At 72.4% G+C, this 17,759-nt stretch carries 11 protein-coding genes; 2 read left to right on the top strand and 9 right to left on the bottom strand.

Annotated features, from left to right (window positions below; genetic code table 11):
• Positions 1 to 68: 68 nt before the first annotated feature.
• From AVL59_RS06695 to AVL59_RS06680, 4 genes are all read right to left on the bottom strand, one after another.
• Entirely contained in the window at positions 69 to 392 is a 324-nt protein-coding gene (locus tag AVL59_RS06695) for a hypothetical protein (RefSeq protein ID WP_067300303.1), read from the bottom strand.
• Positions 389 to 757: a WhiB family transcriptional regulator gene (locus tag AVL59_RS06690; RefSeq protein WP_023546912.1), complete on the bottom strand. Its 369-nt coding sequence runs from the start codon at positions 755 to 757 to the stop codon at positions 389 to 391. Before AVL59_RS06690 ends, AVL59_RS06695 begins: the two co-directional genes overlap by 4 nt.
• Before the next feature lie 172 nt (positions 758 to 929).
• A complete protein-coding gene (locus AVL59_RS06685; protein ID WP_067300302.1) occupies positions 930 to 1,241 on the bottom strand; it encodes a hypothetical protein in 312 nt (103 codons plus the stop codon).
• Between the two features lie 163 nt (positions 1,242 to 1,404).
• Positions 1,405 to 3,600 (bottom strand): ATP-dependent DNA helicase UvrD2, encoded by a 2,196-nt coding sequence (locus AVL59_RS06680; RefSeq protein WP_208870321.1) that lies wholly within the window; start codon positions 3,598 to 3,600, stop codon positions 1,405 to 1,407.
• Positions 3,601 to 3,783: 183 nt separating this feature from the next.
• On the opposite strand from AVL59_RS06680, the gene AVL59_RS06675 reads away from it, so the two are divergent.
• A complete protein-coding gene (locus tag AVL59_RS06675) occupies positions 3,784 to 4,026 on the top strand; it encodes a mycoredoxin (RefSeq protein WP_067300300.1) in 243 nt (80 codons plus the stop codon).
• A 119-nt stretch (positions 4,027 to 4,145) separates the two neighbouring features.
• On the opposite strand, the gene nudC is transcribed toward AVL59_RS06675, so the two are convergent.
• The 5 genes from nudC to AVL59_RS06650 form a co-directional block, all read right to left on the bottom strand.
• Complete coding sequence (gene nudC / locus AVL59_RS06670) at positions 4,146 to 5,090, bottom strand: NAD(+) diphosphatase (RefSeq protein WP_067300298.1); 945 nt, start codon at positions 5,088 to 5,090, stop codon at positions 4,146 to 4,148.
• Positions 5,091 to 5,242: 152 nt separating this feature from the next.
• Positions 5,243 to 6,646, bottom strand: a complete 1,404-nt coding sequence (locus AVL59_RS06665) for a dipeptidase (protein WP_067316968.1) — start codon at positions 6,644 to 6,646, stop codon at positions 5,243 to 5,245.
• A 47-nt stretch (positions 6,647 to 6,693) separates the two neighbouring features.
• Complete coding sequence (locus AVL59_RS06660; RefSeq protein WP_067300296.1) at positions 6,694 to 10,269, bottom strand: ATP-dependent DNA helicase; 3,576 nt, start codon at positions 10,267 to 10,269, stop codon at positions 6,694 to 6,696.
• A 157-nt stretch (positions 10,270 to 10,426) separates the two neighbouring features.
• On the bottom strand, positions 10,427 to 14,071 hold the full coding sequence (locus tag AVL59_RS06655) for an ATP-dependent helicase (RefSeq protein ID WP_079146558.1): 3,645 nt from the start codon (positions 14,069 to 14,071) through the stop codon (positions 10,427 to 10,429).
• A gap of 266 nt (positions 14,072 to 14,337) precedes the next feature.
• Positions 14,338 to 14,724, bottom strand: coding sequence for an MGMT family protein (locus AVL59_RS06650; protein ID WP_067300292.1), 387 nt, complete (start codon positions 14,722 to 14,724; stop codon positions 14,338 to 14,340).
• 186 nt (positions 14,725 to 14,910) lie between these two features.
• Between AVL59_RS06650 and AVL59_RS06645 the strand changes: the two genes are divergently transcribed.
• Positions 14,911 to 17,736 carry a lysylphosphatidylglycerol synthase transmembrane domain-containing protein gene (locus AVL59_RS06645; protein WP_067300288.1) on the top strand — a complete coding sequence of 942 codons (2,826 nt, stop codon included), beginning with the start codon at positions 14,911 to 14,913 and terminating at the stop codon, positions 17,734 to 17,736.
• Positions 17,737 to 17,759: the final 23 nt, after the last annotated feature.

Below are 17,759 nucleotides of genomic sequence, written 5' to 3'. Positions count from 1 at the left end.
ACGGACCGGCCCCCGCGGGCAAGGTTTCGCCTTCCTGGGCGGGAAGACCACCGCGTCGGTGTGTTCGGTTACTGCATCACGGCCATGGCGAGCGCACGGCGGGCGCGCATCGAGGCGCGCTCCGCCCGGCGCTGCATCCGCTGGGCGGTCGCCAGGCGCACGGCCCGGCGTTCCCGGGCGGCCTCGTGCAGTCGGTCGTGCATATGCGCACGAGCCAGGGCTTCTGGGATGAGTTGCATCTCTCGGGTCCTGTTCTGACGCGAGCCGGTCGCGCCGCTGGGGGTGAAGTCTGGGGTCGCGGAGCCTGCGGGCTCGCTCGTGGACGGCTTCATCGGGGCCTGCTTCTTGGGGTCGTTCGTGAGGGGGCGGTCGATCGTTCCTGCGGTGTTCATGCCGTGACCGGGTTCTTGCGCGGGCGACCACGCGGCCGCTTCCGGGCGACGACGACACCCTGGACGAACAGCTCGCCGCCCCAGACGCCCCAGGGCTCACGCCGTTCCTTGGCGCCGGCGAGGCAGGCCTCGATCAGCGGGCAGGTGCGGCAGAGGGACTTGGCGTACTCGACGTCCGCCGGCGACTCGGCGAAGAAGACCTCCGGGTCGTAGGAGCGGCAGGGGACGGGTACGCCGAGGTTCTCGATGGCGTCGTCGAGCGCGGTGAGCGCGGTGAGGGGGGTCAAGGTGGAGTCCTCCGTGAGGCCGGGCGGGGGGATCGTCTGTGAAGGCGGTACGGACGGGGCGTGCGCTTCGAGTTGCACGGTTGGTCTTCCTCGTCTGGTCGGTCCGGCCGGTTGACCGGGTGTCGGCGTGGTACCGGGTTCTTTTCTTGTCCCGAGGCCCCTTCGCTTCGTTGTCCCCGTTCGGGGCAAACAGAAGGGCCGCGGATCCCGGGTGGGGTTCCGCGGCCCTGAAGGCGCCGGCCTGATCGGATCAGGCTGGATCACTCCAGGGTTCTGGCCCACGGAAGGCCCACATCAGGTGGTGCTGCTTCGTCTGCTTCCGGAATCCGGCACCGGCCGCCGCAAAGGCATAGGCATGTGCCTGTGCCGCTACCGCTTCCAGTGCCTTGGTCGGTCGCTCATTGCGCTCACGGATGGGAAGACCCGCGAGAGACAGGGAGGACGCCGGACGGGCGGCACGGATGCCGGACAGACCGGTGCCCTGGTTCGAGGCGCCGAGCATGCACGTGGAGACGGCCGAGCGATCGGTCAGTTTGGCCGTGCTGATGTTGATGCTGATCACTGGACTCGCCTCCTCTCGGCGTCTTGGGGACTGGGGTGAACCAGTCCGTTCGGATATGCAAGTACAACACGGAATCCGGCCTTCGAGAAGGCCGTTGCTTCCGTGCCTAGAACCTATGGGGATTGCTGGGGCATGCGCAAACTATTTTTGCGACGAGTTCGTATCAGTCGCTCTCGTCGCCTTCCACACCCTCCTGGCCTGCGCAGATGGCCAGAACGTCGGTTCCGTAGCGCTGCAGCTTGCGGCTGAGGACGCCGGGGATGCGAGAGAGTTCGGCCGGGCTGTCGGGCCGGGCTTCGGCGATGGCCATCAGGGTCCGGTCGGTGAAGACGCAGAAGTCCGGCTGTCCGCTGTGCTCCGCCTGGACGGCCCGCCACTCGCGCAGCCGCTCGTAGAGGCCTTCGTCCATGTCCGAGGGGCAGTCCTCACAGCGCATCAGCTTCATTTCGCCCGCGTCGGTGAGTGTGCGGCCGCAGACCCTGCAGCGGGCCGGGGTGCGCTGGGTACGCCGACGGACGGCCGGGGCGCCGGCGAGGGCGCCGCGTTCGATGCCTCCGGTGGCTGCCGTCCCGGTGCGTCCGACGGTGGCGGTGGAGCCGGGGCGCAGGCCGTCGAGGAAACGGCTGGGCCTGCGGTTGGGGCGGCCGCCGGGTGAGCGGGACAGCGCCCAGGAGAGGTGGAGGCGTTCTCGGGCACGGGTCACGCCGACGTAGAGGAGGCGGCGTTCTTCCTCGACCTGTTCGTCCGTCTTGGCGTACGTGATCGGCATCATGCCCTCGGCGATGCCGACCAGGAAGACGACGTCCCACTCCAGGCCCTTGGCCGCGTGGAGGGAGGCCAGGGTGACGCCCTGGACGGTCGGGGCGTGTTGCGCGTTCGCCCGTTCGTCGAGCTCGGCCACGAAGTCGCCGAGGGTGGCTCCCGGCCGGGCGGCGGCGAAGTCGTGGGCGAGGCTGACCAGGGCGGCCAGGGATTCCCAGCGTTCTCGCGCGGCGCCGGAGCCGGCCGGTGGCTCGCTGGTCCAGCCCTCTCCGGACAGCACGGCACGTACTTGTGAGGGGAGGTCGACGACGTCGTCGAGCAGGGAGTCGTTGCCGCCGAAGCGGGCGGCGCCGCGCAGGGCGATGCCGGCCTTGCGCACTTCGGGGCGGTCGAAGAAGCGCTCGGCGCCGCGCAGCTGGTAGGGGACGCCGGCGTCGGCGAGGGCTTGTTCGTAGGTTTCGGACTGGGAGTTGGTGCGGAAGAGGACGGCGATCTCGGCGGCGGGGACGCCGGCGTCGATCAGTTCGCGGATGCGGCGGGCGGCGCCCTCGGCTTCGGCGGGCTCGTCGGTGTACTCGGCGTAGACGGGTTCGGGGCCGGCGGGGCGCTGGGAGACCAGTTCCAGCCGGTGGTCGGCGGCGCGTCCGCGGGCCTGGGTGAGCAGACCGTTGGCGAGGTGGACGATCTGGGGGGTGGAGCGGTAGTCGCGGACCAGCTTGACGACGGTGGCGCCGGGGTGACGGAGGCGGAAGTCGAGGAGGTGGTCGGGCGTTGCTCCTGTGAATGAGTAGATCGTCTGGCTGGCGTCGCCGACGACGCACAGGCTGTCGCGGTCGCCGAGCCACAGTTCCAGCAGCCGCTGCTGCAGGGGGCTGACGTCCTGGTATTCGTCGACGACGAAGTGCTGGTACTGGGCGCGGACCTGCTCGGCGATGTCATGCCGGTCCTGGAGGACGGCGACGGTGAGCAGCAGGACGTCCTCGAAGTCGATGACCGCCCGGTCGCGCTTGAGGTCTTCGTAGGCGGCGTAGAGGTGGGCGATCTCGACCGGGTCGCGAGGGGCCTCGCGGTCGGCCTTCGCAACCGCGTACGGGTAGTCGGCGGGGATGGTCTGGGTGACCTTGGACCATTCGATCTCGGCCATGGCGTCGCGCAGCTCGCCGCGGTCGAGGCGGAGGTTGCAGGTGGCGGCCGCGTCGGCGACGAGCTGGAACTTGCGGTCGATGAGCCGGGGCATGGAGCCGCCGATCGCTTTCGGCCAGAAGTACTGGAGCTGGCGCAGTGCGGCGGAGTGGAAGGTACGGGCCTGTACGCCGTTGGCGCCGAGCTGGCGCAGGCGGCCGCGCATCTCGCCTGCGGCCCGGTTGGTGAAGGTGACAGCGAGCACGCTGGACGGCTGGAGGATGCCTGCGTGTACTCCGTAGGCGATGCGGTGGGTGATCGCCCGGGTCTTGCCGGTGCCCGCTCCGGCGAGGACGCACACCGGGCCGTGCAGGGCGGTGGCCACCTCGCGCTGCTCGGGGTCGAGCCCTTCGAGCACCGCGTCGGCCGTGTCCGGTGCCTGCGGGAAGAGGGTGGAGTGCGTTGCTGCTGTCACACCGCCATGCTGCCAGGTCGTCTGTGGCTGCCGGGCCGGTTGTCCACAGGCGGGTGTCGATAGTCGTATGAATGCGGCAGGCGTCACAGTGTGTGTGGATACCCCGGGTGGGAATGCCGGGCCGATACCTTACGTTCCCATCCTGGACGACCTTCCCCGAGTTGCCTGAGGAGCGCGAGAGACATGCAGGGCACTGTGACGATGTACAGCACGACTTGGTGCGGTTACTGCCGCCGGCTGAAGAGCCAGCTGGACCGGGAGGGCATCGCCTACACCGAGATCAACATCGAGCAGGACCCGGAGTCCGCTGCTTTCGTGGAGAAGGCGAATGGCGGAAACCAGACGGTTCCGACCGTGCTCTTCGCGGACGGCAGCACGATGACGAACCCGTCGCTGGCTCAGGTGAAGCAGAAGCTGGCCGCCTGACGAGGTCGGTGCGCGCCTGCGGAAGAGGCGGCTCTTGAGGCTGTGTGCCTCAAGAGCCGCCTTTTGTGTCGTGTCCCACACCGGCGTCCGGCGCCGGCGGTCTTACGCCCGGCTCGGGCTCAGACGAAGCTCCTCGTCGGGAGCGGCTTGCCGTACCACATCTCGATCAGTCGGGCGGCGATGGAGATGCCGTAGGGGGGCAGCACCTCGCCGGACTCGAAGGCCGCGTGCAGCTCCTCGCGGGAGAACCAGCGGGCTTCGTGGATCTCGTCGCCGTCGACGTCGATGTCGGTCGAGGTGGCGTGGGCCATGAAGCCGAGCATCAGGCTGGACGGGAAGGGCCAGGGCTGGCTGGCCACGTACTCGACCGCGCCGACGGTGACGCCGACCTCCTCGAGGACCTCGCGGCGTACCGACTGTTCGATGGACTCGCCGGGCTCGACGAAGCCGGCGAGCGTGGAGAAGCGGCCCTCGGGCCAGTGGACCTGGCGGCCGAGCAGGATCCGGTCGTCCTCGTCGGTGACGGCCATGATCACGGCCGGGTCGGTGCGCGGGTAGTGCTCGGCGCCGCAGGCCGGGCAGCGGCGGATGTGGCCGGCGGCGGCGATGACCGTGCGCTCGCCGCATCGGGAGCAGAAGCGGTGGGTGCGCTGCCAGTTCTCCAAGCCGACCGCGTGCACCATGAGGCCCGCGTCGCGTGGTGACAGGAGCAGTCCGGCCTCGCGCAGGCCCGCCGGGCGGGCGGACTGGTCGATGCGGCCGGGCAGTGCGTCCTTCTGGAGGGCGAAGTAGCTGACGCCTTCGTCGTCGGTGCCGAGGAAGTAGCGGTGGGCCTCGGTGAGCGGTGCCTCGAAGGAAGGCGTCATGACCAGTTCGGTACGGCCGTCGGGCGTCTCGTCGATGAGGACCTGGCCGCCGGAGACCACGAAGCAGCGGGTCGTGGGGTGGCTCCACGCCGCCGCGAGCCAGGCCTCGTCGAGCCGGTGGTGGGCGGCGCGGTCGATGCCGCTCGGGGCGGTCAGGGAGATGGGTCGGTCGGCGGTGTGGTCGGTCCAGGTGGTCACGGGTGCTTCCAACTCCCCCAGTGGAACGGTTCGTTTCGGCGGATGGTTCTGCGGGTCGTAGGGCGGCAGGGCACCGGGGCGGGCGCGGCAGGTTGCGGGCGGTTCTCCCAGTGTGCCCCGCGCGCGGTGGCGTCCCGTACGGCGCTTTCGGGTCAGGGGGCGTGACGCCAGTTCTCGGCGAGGTCGCCCCACAGGTAGGCGCTGGTCTCGACGCCCTTGAGGAGGAGGTCGAGTTCGACCTTCTCGTTCGGGGCGTGCCAGCCGTCGGAGGGAACGGAGATGCCCAGGAAGAGGACGGGGGCGCCGAGGACCTCCTGGAGGTCGGCGGCGGGTCCGGATCCGCCTTCGCGGGTGAAGCGGACCGGGCTCTGGAAGGCGCGGCTCATGGCGCGGGCCACGGACTGCAGCGCGGGGTGGTCGAGCGGGGTCAGGCACGGGCGCGTGGCGGAGCCGAAGCTGATCTCGTGCCGGATCCCGGCGGGCACCTGCTTGGCGGCCCAGGCGCGGACGGCCTTCTCGATGTGGTCGGGGTCCTGGCCGGCGACCAGCCGGAAGGACAGCTTCACCATCGCCGAGGACGGGATGATCGTCTTGCTGCCGGGGCCCTGGTAGCCGCCGCCGATGCCGTTGACCTCGGCGGTGGGGCGGGCCCAGATGCGCTCCAGGGTGGTGTGTCCGGCCTCGCCGTGGGTGGCGGACGACTTGGCGGTGCGCAGCCACTGTTCCTCGTCGAACGGCAGCTCGGCGAAGAGTTCGCGTTCGCGGTCGGTCAGCTCGACTATGCCGTCGTAGAAGCCGGGGATCGCCACGCGTGCGTGCTCGTCGTGCAGGGCGGCCACGAGGCGGGCGGCGGCGGTGGCCGGGTTGGGTACGGCGCCGCCGAAGGATCCGGAGTGGATGTCCTGGTCGGGGCCGTGCAGCCGGATCTCGCACTCGGCGAGGCCGCGCATGCCGGTGCAGACGGTCGGGGTGTCCTCGGACCACATGCCGGTGTCGGAGACGATCACGGCGTCGGCGGTGAGCCGTTCGGTGTGCTCCTCGACGAGGCTGCGGAAGTGCGGGGAGCCGGACTCCTCCTCGCCTTCGATCAGCAGCTTCAGGTTGACGGCGGGGGCGGTGCGGCCGGTGGCGGCGAGGTGGGCACGGACGCCGAGTGTGTGGAAGAACACCTGGCCCTTGTCGTCGGCCGCCCCGCGCGCGTAGAGCCGGTTTTCGCGGATGACGGGGTCGAAGGGCTCGCTGTCCCAGCCGTCCTCGCGGGCGGCGGGCTGCACGTCGTGGTGGCCGTAGACGAGGACGGTGGGCGCGTCCGGGTCGCCCGAGGGCCACTCGGCGAAGACGGCCGGGGCGCCCGGGGTGTGCCAGACCTCGGCGGTCGGGAAGCCGGTCTCCTTGAGCTTGGCGGCGAGCCAGTCCGCGCTGTGCCGTACGTCGGGGGCGTGATCGGGCTGGGCGGACACGGAGGGGATGCGCAGCCATGCGGCGAGGTCGTCGAGGAAGGCGGCGCGGTGCTGCTCGATGTGCGTGCGGACGGCGCTGTCCGGGGTCTGGCTCATGTTCACGAGCCTATCGGCCCGCACCGACATCCTCGGCGGGCGGTTCGTCACACTCGGCTCGCCCCGCGTACGCCCTCCGTGTCGCCCGGGTCGTCTCCCCTGAGCAGCCGCTCCAGGGCTGCCCGGTCCGGCAGTCCCTCGGGATGTACGGTCTCGCCGCTGCGCACGTACAGGAAGGCGGCCGTGACCGATTCGGGCGGCACGCCCTGCTGCTCGGCCCAGGCCAGCCGGTACACGGCGAGCTGGAGGGGGTCGGCGGTGCGGGAGCGGCTGGTCTTCCAGTCGACGATCTCGTAGGTGGCTCCGTGGCCGTCGCCGTTCTTGTAGACGGCGTCGATCCGCCCGCGTACGACCCGGCCGGCGAGGGTGAGCTGGAAGGGCGCCTCGACGCGGTAGGGAGTGCGGTGGGCGTAATCGGTGCGTTCGAAGGCGTCCTTGAGCGCTTCCAGGTCGTGTTCGTCGGCGATCTCGGCTTCGCTGCCGGGCAGCTCGTCGGGCTCCAGCATGGGCAGAGTCAATTCCTCGAAGCGCGCTTCGACCCAGGCGTGAAATCGGGTGCCCCGGCGCGCGGCGGGTTGCGGAGGGTGCGGCATGGGGCGCGCGAGTTCCTGCGCGAGCCCGTCCGGGTCCTCGGCGAGACGCAGCAACTGGGACGCGGTCAGTGTGGTGGGCAGCGGGACGTCCGTGCCGCTCTGCCGGGAGCGCTGCAGCTCGCCGGTGAGCGCGTCGAGGTCGCGGTCCCAGGAAGCGATGGTGCGGGCCTCCTCAGGGGTGACCTCAGGGGTGACCTTGAGGCTGCCTTCTGTGGTGTCCTCGCGGGCACGGGGCCGCAAATGCGCGGGGTCGGCGGGGGGCGGCGCCTGGTGAGGTACGGCCGGCCGGCCGGCGCCCCAGGAGTCCCAGTCTCCGGGCTCCTCCGGCTGCGGGGCGGCATCGTCGGCGTACGAATCCTCGTCGTACGGGAAGTCCTCGCCGTACGGACCGTCCTCGCCGTACGGACCGTCCTCGCCGTACGGATACTCCCCCGCGTGGGGGTCCTCGTCGTCCGGCGGTGAGGGCCAGTCGGGGTCGTCGAAGGTGTCGGGGTCGTGGGTGGCGGGCGGGTGGCTGTCCTGGCGGGCGGCCAGGGTGTCCAGGTGGGCGAGGACGGTCTCGGCGGCCGCGCGGCGGCGGGCCAGCGCCGCGTCGTCCAGGGGCAGCGGCCACACCTGGTCGGCGGTGGCCGTGTGCAGGGCCGGGTTCTCCTCGTCCTCGGCGGGCTCGTCGGCCCACGCCTCGATCTCGCCGTACCCGGCGGCGCAGTGGTCGTGGAGGGCCTGGAGGAAGTCGGAGGGGCCGCGCGGCTTCTTCTGGCTCGGCCCCCACCAGTGGCCCGAGCCGAGGAGGAGGGAGCGGGGGCGGGTGAAGGTGACGTAGCCGAGGCGGAGTTCCTCGGTGTGCTGGTGCTCCTTCATCGCCTCGTGGAAGGCCTTCATGCCCCGGGAGTCCCAGGTGCCCGCGTCGGGCAGGGTGTCGCGGTCGCCGCGCAGGGCGTGCGGCAGCACCCTGGCCTGCGCGGTCCACTTCTCGCGGCCCTGGGCGCTCGGGAAGGTGCCCTTGACCAGTCCCGGCACGACGACGACGTCCCACTCCAGACCCTTGGACTTGTGCGCGGTGAGGACCTTGACGGTGTTCTCGCCGCCGGGCAGGGCGTTGTCGAGGCCCTTCTCGTACTGGGCGGCGGTGCGCAGGAATCCGAGGAAGGCCAGCAGTGTGGCCTCGCCGTCGCCGGCCGCGAAGGAGGCGGCGATGTCCAGGAAGTTGGAGAGGGTCTCGCGGCGGCGGGCGGCCAGGGCGTGCGGGGACGCCGACAGCTCCACCTCCAGGCCGGTGACCGCGAGGACGCGGTGCAGGACGTCCATCAGCGGGTCGGACAGGCAACGGCGCAGGTCACGCAGTTCGGTGGCGAGGCGGGCGAAGCGCACGCGCGCGTCCGGGGAGAACGGCAACCCGTCGTCGTCCGCGTCCTCGTCCAGGGGGCTTTCCAGGAACGTGTCCAGGGCGTCCGCGAGCGATATCACCTCGGACGGGTCGACCCCTTCGACGGCCTCGGCGAGCCGGCGGTCGGGGTCGTCGGTGTCGCCCGCGCGCGCGTGGGCGACCAGCAGTCGGGCGCGGCGGCCGAGGAGGGCGAGGTCGCGGGGGCCGATGCGCCAGCGCGGGCCGGTCAGCAGGCGGACCAGCGAGGCGTTGGCCCCGGGGTCCTGGAGGACTTCGCAGACGGCGACGAGGTCGGCGATCTCGGGCAGGTGCAGCAGCCCGGACAGGCCGACGACCTCGACGGGGATGTCGCGGGCGACGAGGGCGGCCTGGATCTCGGCGAAGTCGGTCGCCGTGCGGCACAGTACGGCGATCTCGCCGGGGGCCTTGCCGGTGTGGACGAGGTGGGCGATGGAGTCGGCGATCCAGTCGGTCTCCTCGGCATGAGTGCGCAGCAGGGCGCAGCGGACCGTGCCGTCGCGCTCGGCGCCGGGGGCCGGGCGCAGGGCCTCCACGCCCGCGTGCAGGGCGCGCAGGGGCTCGGCGAGGCCATTGGCGAGGTCGAGGAGGCGGCCGCCGCTGCGGCGGTTCTCGCTGAGCGCCTGGCGGGTGGCGGGGCGGCCGTCGGCGTGGGCGAAGTGCTCGGGGAAGTCGTCCAGGTTGGCGACGGAGGCACCGCGCCAGCCGTAGATGGCCTGGCAGGGGTCGCCCACGGCGGTGACCGGGTGGCCCGTACCGCCGCCGAACAGGCCCGACAGCAGGACGCGCTGGGCCACGGAGGTGTCCTGGTACTCGTCCAGGAGCACCACACGGAACTCCTCGCGCAGCAGCCGGCCCACGTCGGGGATGCCGGCGAGACGGGCGGACAGGGCGATCTGGTCGCCGAAGTCGAGCAGGTCGCGTTCGCGTTTGGCGGCGCGGTAGCGCACGACGAGGTCGGCGAGTTCGCGGCGGGCGGCCGCGGCCTCGGGGACCTTGCGCAGGTCGGCGTTGGTGAGCTTGGCGCCCTCCAGGGTGTGCAGCAGGCCGGCGTCCCAGGTGCGCAGCCGGGCGGGGTCCACGAGGTGTTCGGCGAGTTCGGAGTCGAGGGCGAGGAGGTCGCTGACGAGGTCGGCGAAGGAACGGATGAGCGCGGGGTAGGGGCCGGGGGCTTCGCGCAGCACGCGCGCGGCGAGCTGGTAGCGGGTCGCGTCGGCCAGCAGCCGGGAGGTGGGTTCGAGGCCGATGCGCAGGCCGTGGTCGGTCAGCAGACGGCCGGCGAAGGAGTGGTACGTCGAGATGACCGGCTCGCCGGGCGGGTTGTCCGGGTCGATGGCATCGGGGTCGGTCACGCCGGCCTTGATCAGCGCCTTGCGGACGCGTTCGGCGAGTTCGCCTGCGGCCTTGTTGGTGAAGGTCAGGCCCAGGACCTGTTCGGGGGCGACCTGCCCGGTGCCGACCAGCCAGACCACTCGGGCCGCCATCACGGTGGTCTTGCCCGACCCGGCTCCGGCCACGATCACCTGCGGGGCGGGCGGCGCGGTGATGCAGGCCGTCTGCTCCGGGGTGAACGGGATGCCGAGGAGCTCTTTGAGCTGCTCGGGGTCGGTGATACGGGCGGGCATGTGGACAGAGGCTAGCGGCGGGCACTGACAATCGAGGACGGATCGACCGCTCGGGGTGGAAGATGCGCAGGTCAGCACCTGTGGTGCCGTACGTCACGCTTGTATCCGCAGTACGTCGTCCGTATCCGCAGTACGTCGTCCCGGGGTCTTCGGCAGGTCACTCGACCACGTGCCGCCCCTCGGGCCGCGCGCTGCAGGAGGCGCGGAACGCGCAGTGCGTGCAGTGCTGGCCGGCGCTGGGAGTGAACCGCTCGTCGAGGACCTTTCCGGCGGCGGTGGCCAGCAGTTCGCCGACCCACTCCCCCGTGAGCGGCTCCTGGGCCTGCACCTTGGGCAGGGTCTCGCCGCCGTCCCGCTTGGCCGCGCCCTGTCTGAGGTGCACCAGTTCGGCGCCGCCCGGGTCGGGGCGTACGCCGTCGAAGGCGGTGTCGACGGCGCCTTCGCGGACGGCGAGCTGGTAGACGGCGAGCTGCGGATGGCGGGTCACCTCGGCGCCGCTGGGCGTCTGCTTGCCGGTCTTGAAGTCCACGACGTAGGCGCGGCCGTCGCCGTCCGTCTCGACACGGTCCATCTGGCCGCGGATGCGCACCTCGTAGTCGCCCGTCGCGAGGGTGATGTCGAAGTCCTGCTCGCTGGCCACCGGCGTGCGGCCGGTGCGGTCCAGTACGTGCCAGTTCAGGAAGCGCTCGAGTGCCGCGCGCGCGTTGTCCTTCTCCTGCGCCGACTTCCAGGGCGCGTCGAAGGCGAGCGCGTTCCACACCGACTCCAGGCGTTCCATCAGTACGTCGAGGTCGGCGGCGGTGCGGCCGGAGGCGACCTCGTCGGCGAGGACGTGGACGACGTTGCCGAAGCCCTGGGCGGTGGTGGCGGGCGCGTCGGCCTTCACCTCGCGGCCGAGGAACCACTGCAGTGCGCAGGTGTTGGCGAGCTGGTCCAGGGCGCTGCCGGAGAGCACGACGGGCTGGTCCCGGTGGCGCAGCGGCACCTTGCTCTCGGTCGGCTCGAACATGCCCCACCAGCGGTAGGGGTGGGCGGACGGCACCAGCGGACGGCCGTCCTCGTCGGCGAGTGCGGCGAGCCTGGCCAGGCGACGGGCGGCGGCCTCCCGCAGGGTGGCCGAGGCTCGCGGGTCGACGGTGGTGGCGCGCAGCTCGGCGACGAGCGCGGCCACGGACAGCGGGCGACGGGGGCGGCCGGTGACGTCCCGGGGCTCGACGCCCAGTTCGGTCAGGAAGCGGGAGGGCTGGTCGCCGTCGTCGGCCGGTGCCTGCACCGCGGTCACCACGAGGCGCTCACGCGCGCGCGTGGCGGCCACGTAGAACAGGCGGCGTTCCTCGGCGAGCAGCGCGCCCGGGGTGAGTGGTTCGGCGAGTCCGTCGCGGCCGATGCGGTCGGCCTCCAGGAGGGAGCCGCGGCGGCGCAGGTCGGGCCACAGGCCTTCCTGGACGCCTGCGACGACGACCAGCCGCCACTCCAGGCCCTTGGCGCGGTGGGCGGTCAGCAGGCGGACGGCGTCGGGGCGCACGGCGCGGCGGGTGAGGGTGTCGGCGGCGATGTCCTCGGCCTCGATCTCCTCCAGGAAGTTGAGTGCGCCGCGGCCTCCGGTGCGCTCCTCCGCGCGCGCGGCGGTGGCGAACAGCGCGCACACCGCGTCCAGGTCGCGGTCGGCGTTGCGGCCGGCCGCGCCGCCGCGCCGGGCGGCGCGCTCCAGGCGCACGGGCCAGGGCGTGCCGTCCCACAGGTCCCACAGCGCCTCCTCGGCGGTGCCGCCGTCGGCGAGGCGCTCGCGGGCCTTGCGGAGCAGCGCGCCGAGGCGCTGCGCTCCGCGCGCGTACGCGGGGTCGTGCGCCACCAGCCGTTCGGGTTCGGCGAGCGCCCGCGCGAGCAGTTCGTCGGAGGGCGGCGGCAGGGGGTTCCCGGCGGCTCGTTCCTCCTCGCGCAGGGCGCGCCCGAGGCGGCGCAGATCGGCGGCGTCCATGCCGGCGAGGGGGGAGGCGAGCAGGGTGAGTGCGGTCTCTACGTCGAGCCAGTGCGAGTCGGCGGCCTGCTCGCCGGCAGGCACCTCCGTGCCGGCTTCGAGAACCGAGGGCTCCTCGGCGTCGCCGGACGCCTTCCCGAGGGGTCGCCGGGCGGTCTCCGCCGGAGACTCCCCCGCTCCGCCGCCGGCCTCCGCCGAAGACTCCTCCACCCCGCCGGACACTTCCCCAACGGGTCGCCGGGCAGTCTCCGCCGAAGACTCCACCGCTCCGCCGGACACTTCCCCGCCGGAACGCCCGCCGGCCTCCGCCGAGGACTCCACCACCTCGCCGGGCACGTCCTCGCCGGAACGCCGGTGGGCCTCCGCCGAGGCCACGGCCCTGAGGGCCGTCAGCAGGGGTGCCACCGCCGGCTCGTGGCGCAGGGGCAGGTCGTCGCCGTCGATGTCCAGCGGGACGCCGGCCGCGGTGAGGGCGCGGCGCACCGTCGGGATGGTCCGGGAGCCGGCGCGCACCAGGACGGCCATGTCGCTCCAGGGGACGCCGTCCTCCAGGTGCGCGCGGCGCAGGATGTCGGCGATGTTGTCCAGTTCCGTGCCGGGCGTCGGATACGTGTAGACCTCGATCCGGCCGCCGTCCCGTACGGCGGCCGGCTCCCGGTGGGCGCGCACCTTCTCGGCGGGCAGCCGGGGCAGCGGCATGCGCTGGGTGATCAGACGGGTCGCGGCCAGCAGGGCGGCGCCGGAGCGGCGGGAGGTGCGCAGCACCTCGACGGGGGCGGGGCGGCCGTCCGCGCGCGGGAAGGCCTCGGGGAAGTCCAGGATGCCGTTCACGTCGGCTCCGCGGAACGTGTAGATCGACTGGTCGGGGTCGCCGAAGGCGACCAGGGTCCGGCCTGCCCCCCGCCCGCCACCACCCTTGTAAGAAGGTCCTTCGGGGTAGGAAGGTCCTTCGGGCCGCATCCCTTGATTGCCGGCCAGGGCCTGCAGGAGCCGTACCTGGGCGGGGTCGGTGTCCTGGTACTCGTCGACGTAGACGGCGTCGTACCGGGCGGCGAGGTGGGCCGCGACCTCGGGGCGGCGGGCGAGCAGCACCGCGCGGTGGACGAGTTCCGCGTAGTCGAGGACGCCCTGCAGGTCGAGCACGTCGAGGTATTCGGCGAGGAAGGCGGCCGCGGCCCGCCAGTCGGGGCGGCCGATGCGGCGGGCGAAGGCGTCCAGGGCACCGGGTGACAGGCCGAGCTCGCGGCTGCGGGCGAGGACGGCGCGGACCTCGTCGGCGAAGCCGCGCGTGGTCAGGCAGGCACGCAGCTCGTCCGGCCAGCGCACGTGGTCGAGGCCGAGCCGCTCCAGCTCGGGGTGCCCGGCGAGCAGCCCTCGGACGGTGACGTCCTGCTCAGGACCGGACAGCAGGCGCAGCGGCTCCGCGAACAGACCGCTGTCCTGGTGGGCCCGGACCAGGGCGTAGCAGTACGAGTGGAAGGTGGTCGCCCGGGGTGCGCGGGCCGCGCCGATGCGCAGGGCCATGCGGTCGCGCAGGTCGACGGCGGCCTTGCGGCTGAAGGTCAGCACCAGGACGCGTTCCGGGTCCGCGCCGCGGGCGATGCGTGCGGCCACGGACTCCACCAGGGTGGTGGTCTTGCCGGTGCCGGGCCCCGCGAGGACGAGCAGCGGCCCGGTCCGGTGATCAACCACGGCGCGCTGTGTGGCGTCCAGACGAGGGGGATCGACGTCGGCAGGCGGGGTACGGACCAGTCGGTAAGCGCCACGGTTCCCCTGCCGCACCGGGGGGTGCGGCAGGCGCCTGGTGGAGGAAGAGGAGCTCACGTGGTTCGCCGGTCCTGGTGGTTGTGCTGGTGGGCGGGCGGTCACGCGTGCGAGGCGGTGGCCGCGGGGTGAGGGGGACACGTGCAGCCGACGCTACGCCGCCGCACCGTGCGGAAGCAGGGCTTCCGTTTCTTCCCTCACGGCGCTCACGGCCCTCGCGCCACGCGCGTCCCTCACCTCACGAACGTACGTCATGCCACGGACGTCCCCCGTGTCCCTCGTACGGGCCACAGGTTCCCCTCGAGGGCATCCGATGGCGGAAGCTGTCAGGTGTGACCCTCCGTGCCCGCGCCGCCGTCCCAGCGCGCCCGCCGCATGTCGAGCCGCGGCAGATGGCCCTCGGCGCTCCTGACCGCCCCCTTCAGCGGCGTGCCCTCCGCGCGATAGTGGTCGAGCGCGCGCAGCTCGTGGCCGGGCAGCAGCACTCCGTCGGCGCGCACCACGCGCCACCAGGGGACGGCACCGCCGTACAGGGCCATCACCCGGCCGACCTGGCGCGGGCCTCCCTCTTCGAGCCACTCGGCGACATCGCCGTACGTCATGACGCGTCCGGGCGGAATCCGCTCGGCGACCTCCAGGACCCGCTCGGCGTACTCCGGCAACGTGTCCGCGTACCCCTCTCGGGTGTCCTCGGCAGGGCTCTGCTCGCTCATTCGCCCCATCCTGCCGCACCCCGCCGACAACGCGGCACGGCTGGCACAGGGCGGTCCCCTCGCCCTCGGGCGGCGCTTCCGGCAGACTGTCCGCCCGCGCATCCGCACCCTGATGGCCGTGTGTGTCGGTGGGACATGCCACCATCGTGCGGGCGGTGACTGGTGATACGAGACCAAGAAGAGACCATGAAGCAGCAGGGCGTGCACCCCGATGACGCGGAGGGCACCCCTGGCGCGGCCGCGCGCCCCGACACCGCCCGTGCGGGCCAGGGCGACCCCGGCTCCGCGAACGCGGACGACGGTGCGCAGCGGTCCTCCACGCGCGCGCGTGAGGACGCGGCCGAGCCCGCCGAGGGGGCGCATGTCCCCGAGAACCCGCCCACCGGGACGGGGCCGGACGGCACCGGCGACGGCGAGCTCCACCCGGACGAGGTCGAGGGCGACGAACCGCTGCTTCCCGCGCGCGTGCACCGTCCCTCCGACCTCATGCGGCTGCTGGTGGGCGTGCTGGCCATCGTCGTCCTGCTCGCCATCGCCGCGTTCGCGCACGGCACCACCTCGGGCCTCGAACAGGACATCAACAAGGGCACCGGCCAGGCCCCCGACCTGCTCATCAAGATCGCGGGACTGGCCTCAAGCATCGCGATCCTCCTGGTGCCGGTCGCCTTCGCGATCGAGCGGCTGATCAAACGGGACGGGCTGCGGATCGCCGACGGCGTGCTCGCGGCCGTCCTCGCGCACGGGGTGACCCTCGCCACCGACCTGTGGGTCGCCAGAGGCGCCCCGGACTCCATCCAGGAGGCGCTCACCCAGCCCTCACCAGGTGACATCCACGCCCTGACCGACCCGGTGCACGGCTATCTGGCGCCCGTCATCGCCTATATGACGGCCGTCGGCATGTCCCGCAGACCCCGGTGGCGTGCGGTGCTGTGGATCGTGTTGCTGCTCGACGCGTTCTCGATGCTGGTCACCGGCTACACGACCCCGTTCTCGATCATCCTGACGGTCCTGATCGGCTGGACCATCGCCTACGGCACGCTGTACGCGGTCGGCTCGCCCAACATCCGGCCCACCGGGCGGACCCTGATGGCGGGCCTCAGGCACGTCGGCTTCCACCCGGTCAGCGCGGCCCGCGAGGACGTCTCGGACACGGAGAGCGGCGACCGGGGCAGGCGTTACTTCGTCACCCTGGAGGACGGCCCGCCCCTGGACGTCACGGTCGTCGACCGGGAACAGCAGGCCCAGGGCTTCTTCTACCGGGCGTGGCGCAATCTGACCCTGCGCGGCTTCGCCACCCGCTCCAGTCTCCAGTCGCTGCGCCAGGCACTGGAGCAGGAAGCGCTGCTGGCGTACGCGGCGATCGCGGCCGGCGCCAACGCGCCCAAGCTGATCGCCACCTCCGAGCTCGGCCCCGACGCGGTGATGCTCGTCTACGAGCACACCGGTGGGCGCACGCTGGACTCACTGGCCGACGAGGACATCACCGACGAGTTGCTGCGCAATACCTGGCACCAGGTGCAGGCGCTGCAGTCACGGCGCATCGCGCACCGCAGGCTAGCTGGTGACGCGATTTTGGTGGATCGTTCCGGCAAGGTGATTCTCACCGAGCTGCGCGGCGGCGAGATCGCGGCCGGCGAGTTGCTGCTGCGCATGGACGTCGCGCAGCTGGTCACCACGCTCGGCCTGCGGGTCGGCGCCGAACGGGCCGTGGCCTCGGCCGTCGGTGTGCTCGGCCCGGACGCGGTCGCCGACTGCCTGCCGATGCTCCAGCCCATCGCACTGACGCGCTCCACGCGCGCGACCCTGCGCCGACTGGCCCGGGAGCGCGCGCAGCGCGAACGAGAGGCGGTCCTGGAGGCGTCCCGGCAGGCCAAGCAGGCTCGCCTGGAGGATGCCTCCGAGACGACGACGCCCGTCCTCGAAAAGCCCGACAAGAAAACGGTCCGCGCCGAGCAGCGCGCGGAGCGGCGGGCCATCGACGAAGCCCTCGAAGAGGCACGCGAGGACGACCTGCTCACGCAGATCCGGCACCAGGTGCTGCGGATCAGGCCCCAGGCGCCCGTGGAGCCGGCCCGTCTGGAACGGGTGCGCCCGCGCACGCTGATCAGCTTCATCGCCGGTGCGATCGGCGCGTACTACTTGCTGACCCAGCTCACCCACATCCAGTTCGGCACGCTGTTCGCGCAGGCCCAGTGGGGCTGGGTGGCCGGCGCGGTGCTGTTCTCCGCGCTGAGCTACGTGGCCGCCGCGATGGCGCTGCTGGGGTTCGTGCCGGAGCGGGTGCCGTTCCTGCGTACGGTGGCGGCACAGGTCGCGGGCTCCTTCGTGAAGATCGTGGCGCCGGCCGCGGTCGGCGGTGTGGCCCTGAACACGCGCTTCCTGCAGCGCACCGGCGTACGCCCGGGACTCGCGGTGGCGAGTGTCGGCGCGTCGCAGCTGTTCGGGCTCGGCTGTCACATCCTGATGCTGCTGTCCTTCGGCTACCTGACCGGCACCGAGAAGACGCCTTCGCTGTCACCGTCCCGGACGGTCATCGCGGGTCTGCTGACCGTGGCGGTACTCGTCCTCGTGGTGACCTCGGTGCCGTTCCTGCGGAAATTCGTCGTCACGCGCGTGAGGTCGCTGTTCGCCGGTGTCGTACCGCGCATGCTCGACGTGCTGCAGCGTCCGCAGAAGCTCGTCACCGGCATCGGCGGCATGCTGCTGCTGACCGCTTGCTTCGTGATGTGCCTGGACGCCTCCATCCGGGCGTTCGGCGACGGTACGGCCTCGCTGAGCATCGCCAGCGTCGCCGTCGTCTTCCTCGCCGGCAACGCGCTCGGTTCCGCGGCGCCCACCCCGGGCGGTGTGGGCGCTGTGGAGGCGAGCCTCACGCTCGGCCTGATCGCCTTCGGCCTGCCCAAGGAGGTCGCCGCCCCGGCCGTTCTGTTGTTCCGGCTGCTGACCCTGTGGCTGCCGGTGCTGCCGGGCTGGCTGGCCTTCAACCACCTCACCCGCAAGGGAGCCCTGTAGCCCGGTCCGGCATGGGCCAGGGG

This window comes from Streptomyces griseochromogenes (assembly GCF_001542625.1).
GTDB lineage: Bacteria > Actinomycetota > Actinomycetes > Streptomycetales > Streptomycetaceae > Streptomyces > Streptomyces griseochromogenes.
Note: the sequence above shows the minus strand (reverse complement) of the source record. Positions and strands in the feature narration are given on the sequence as shown.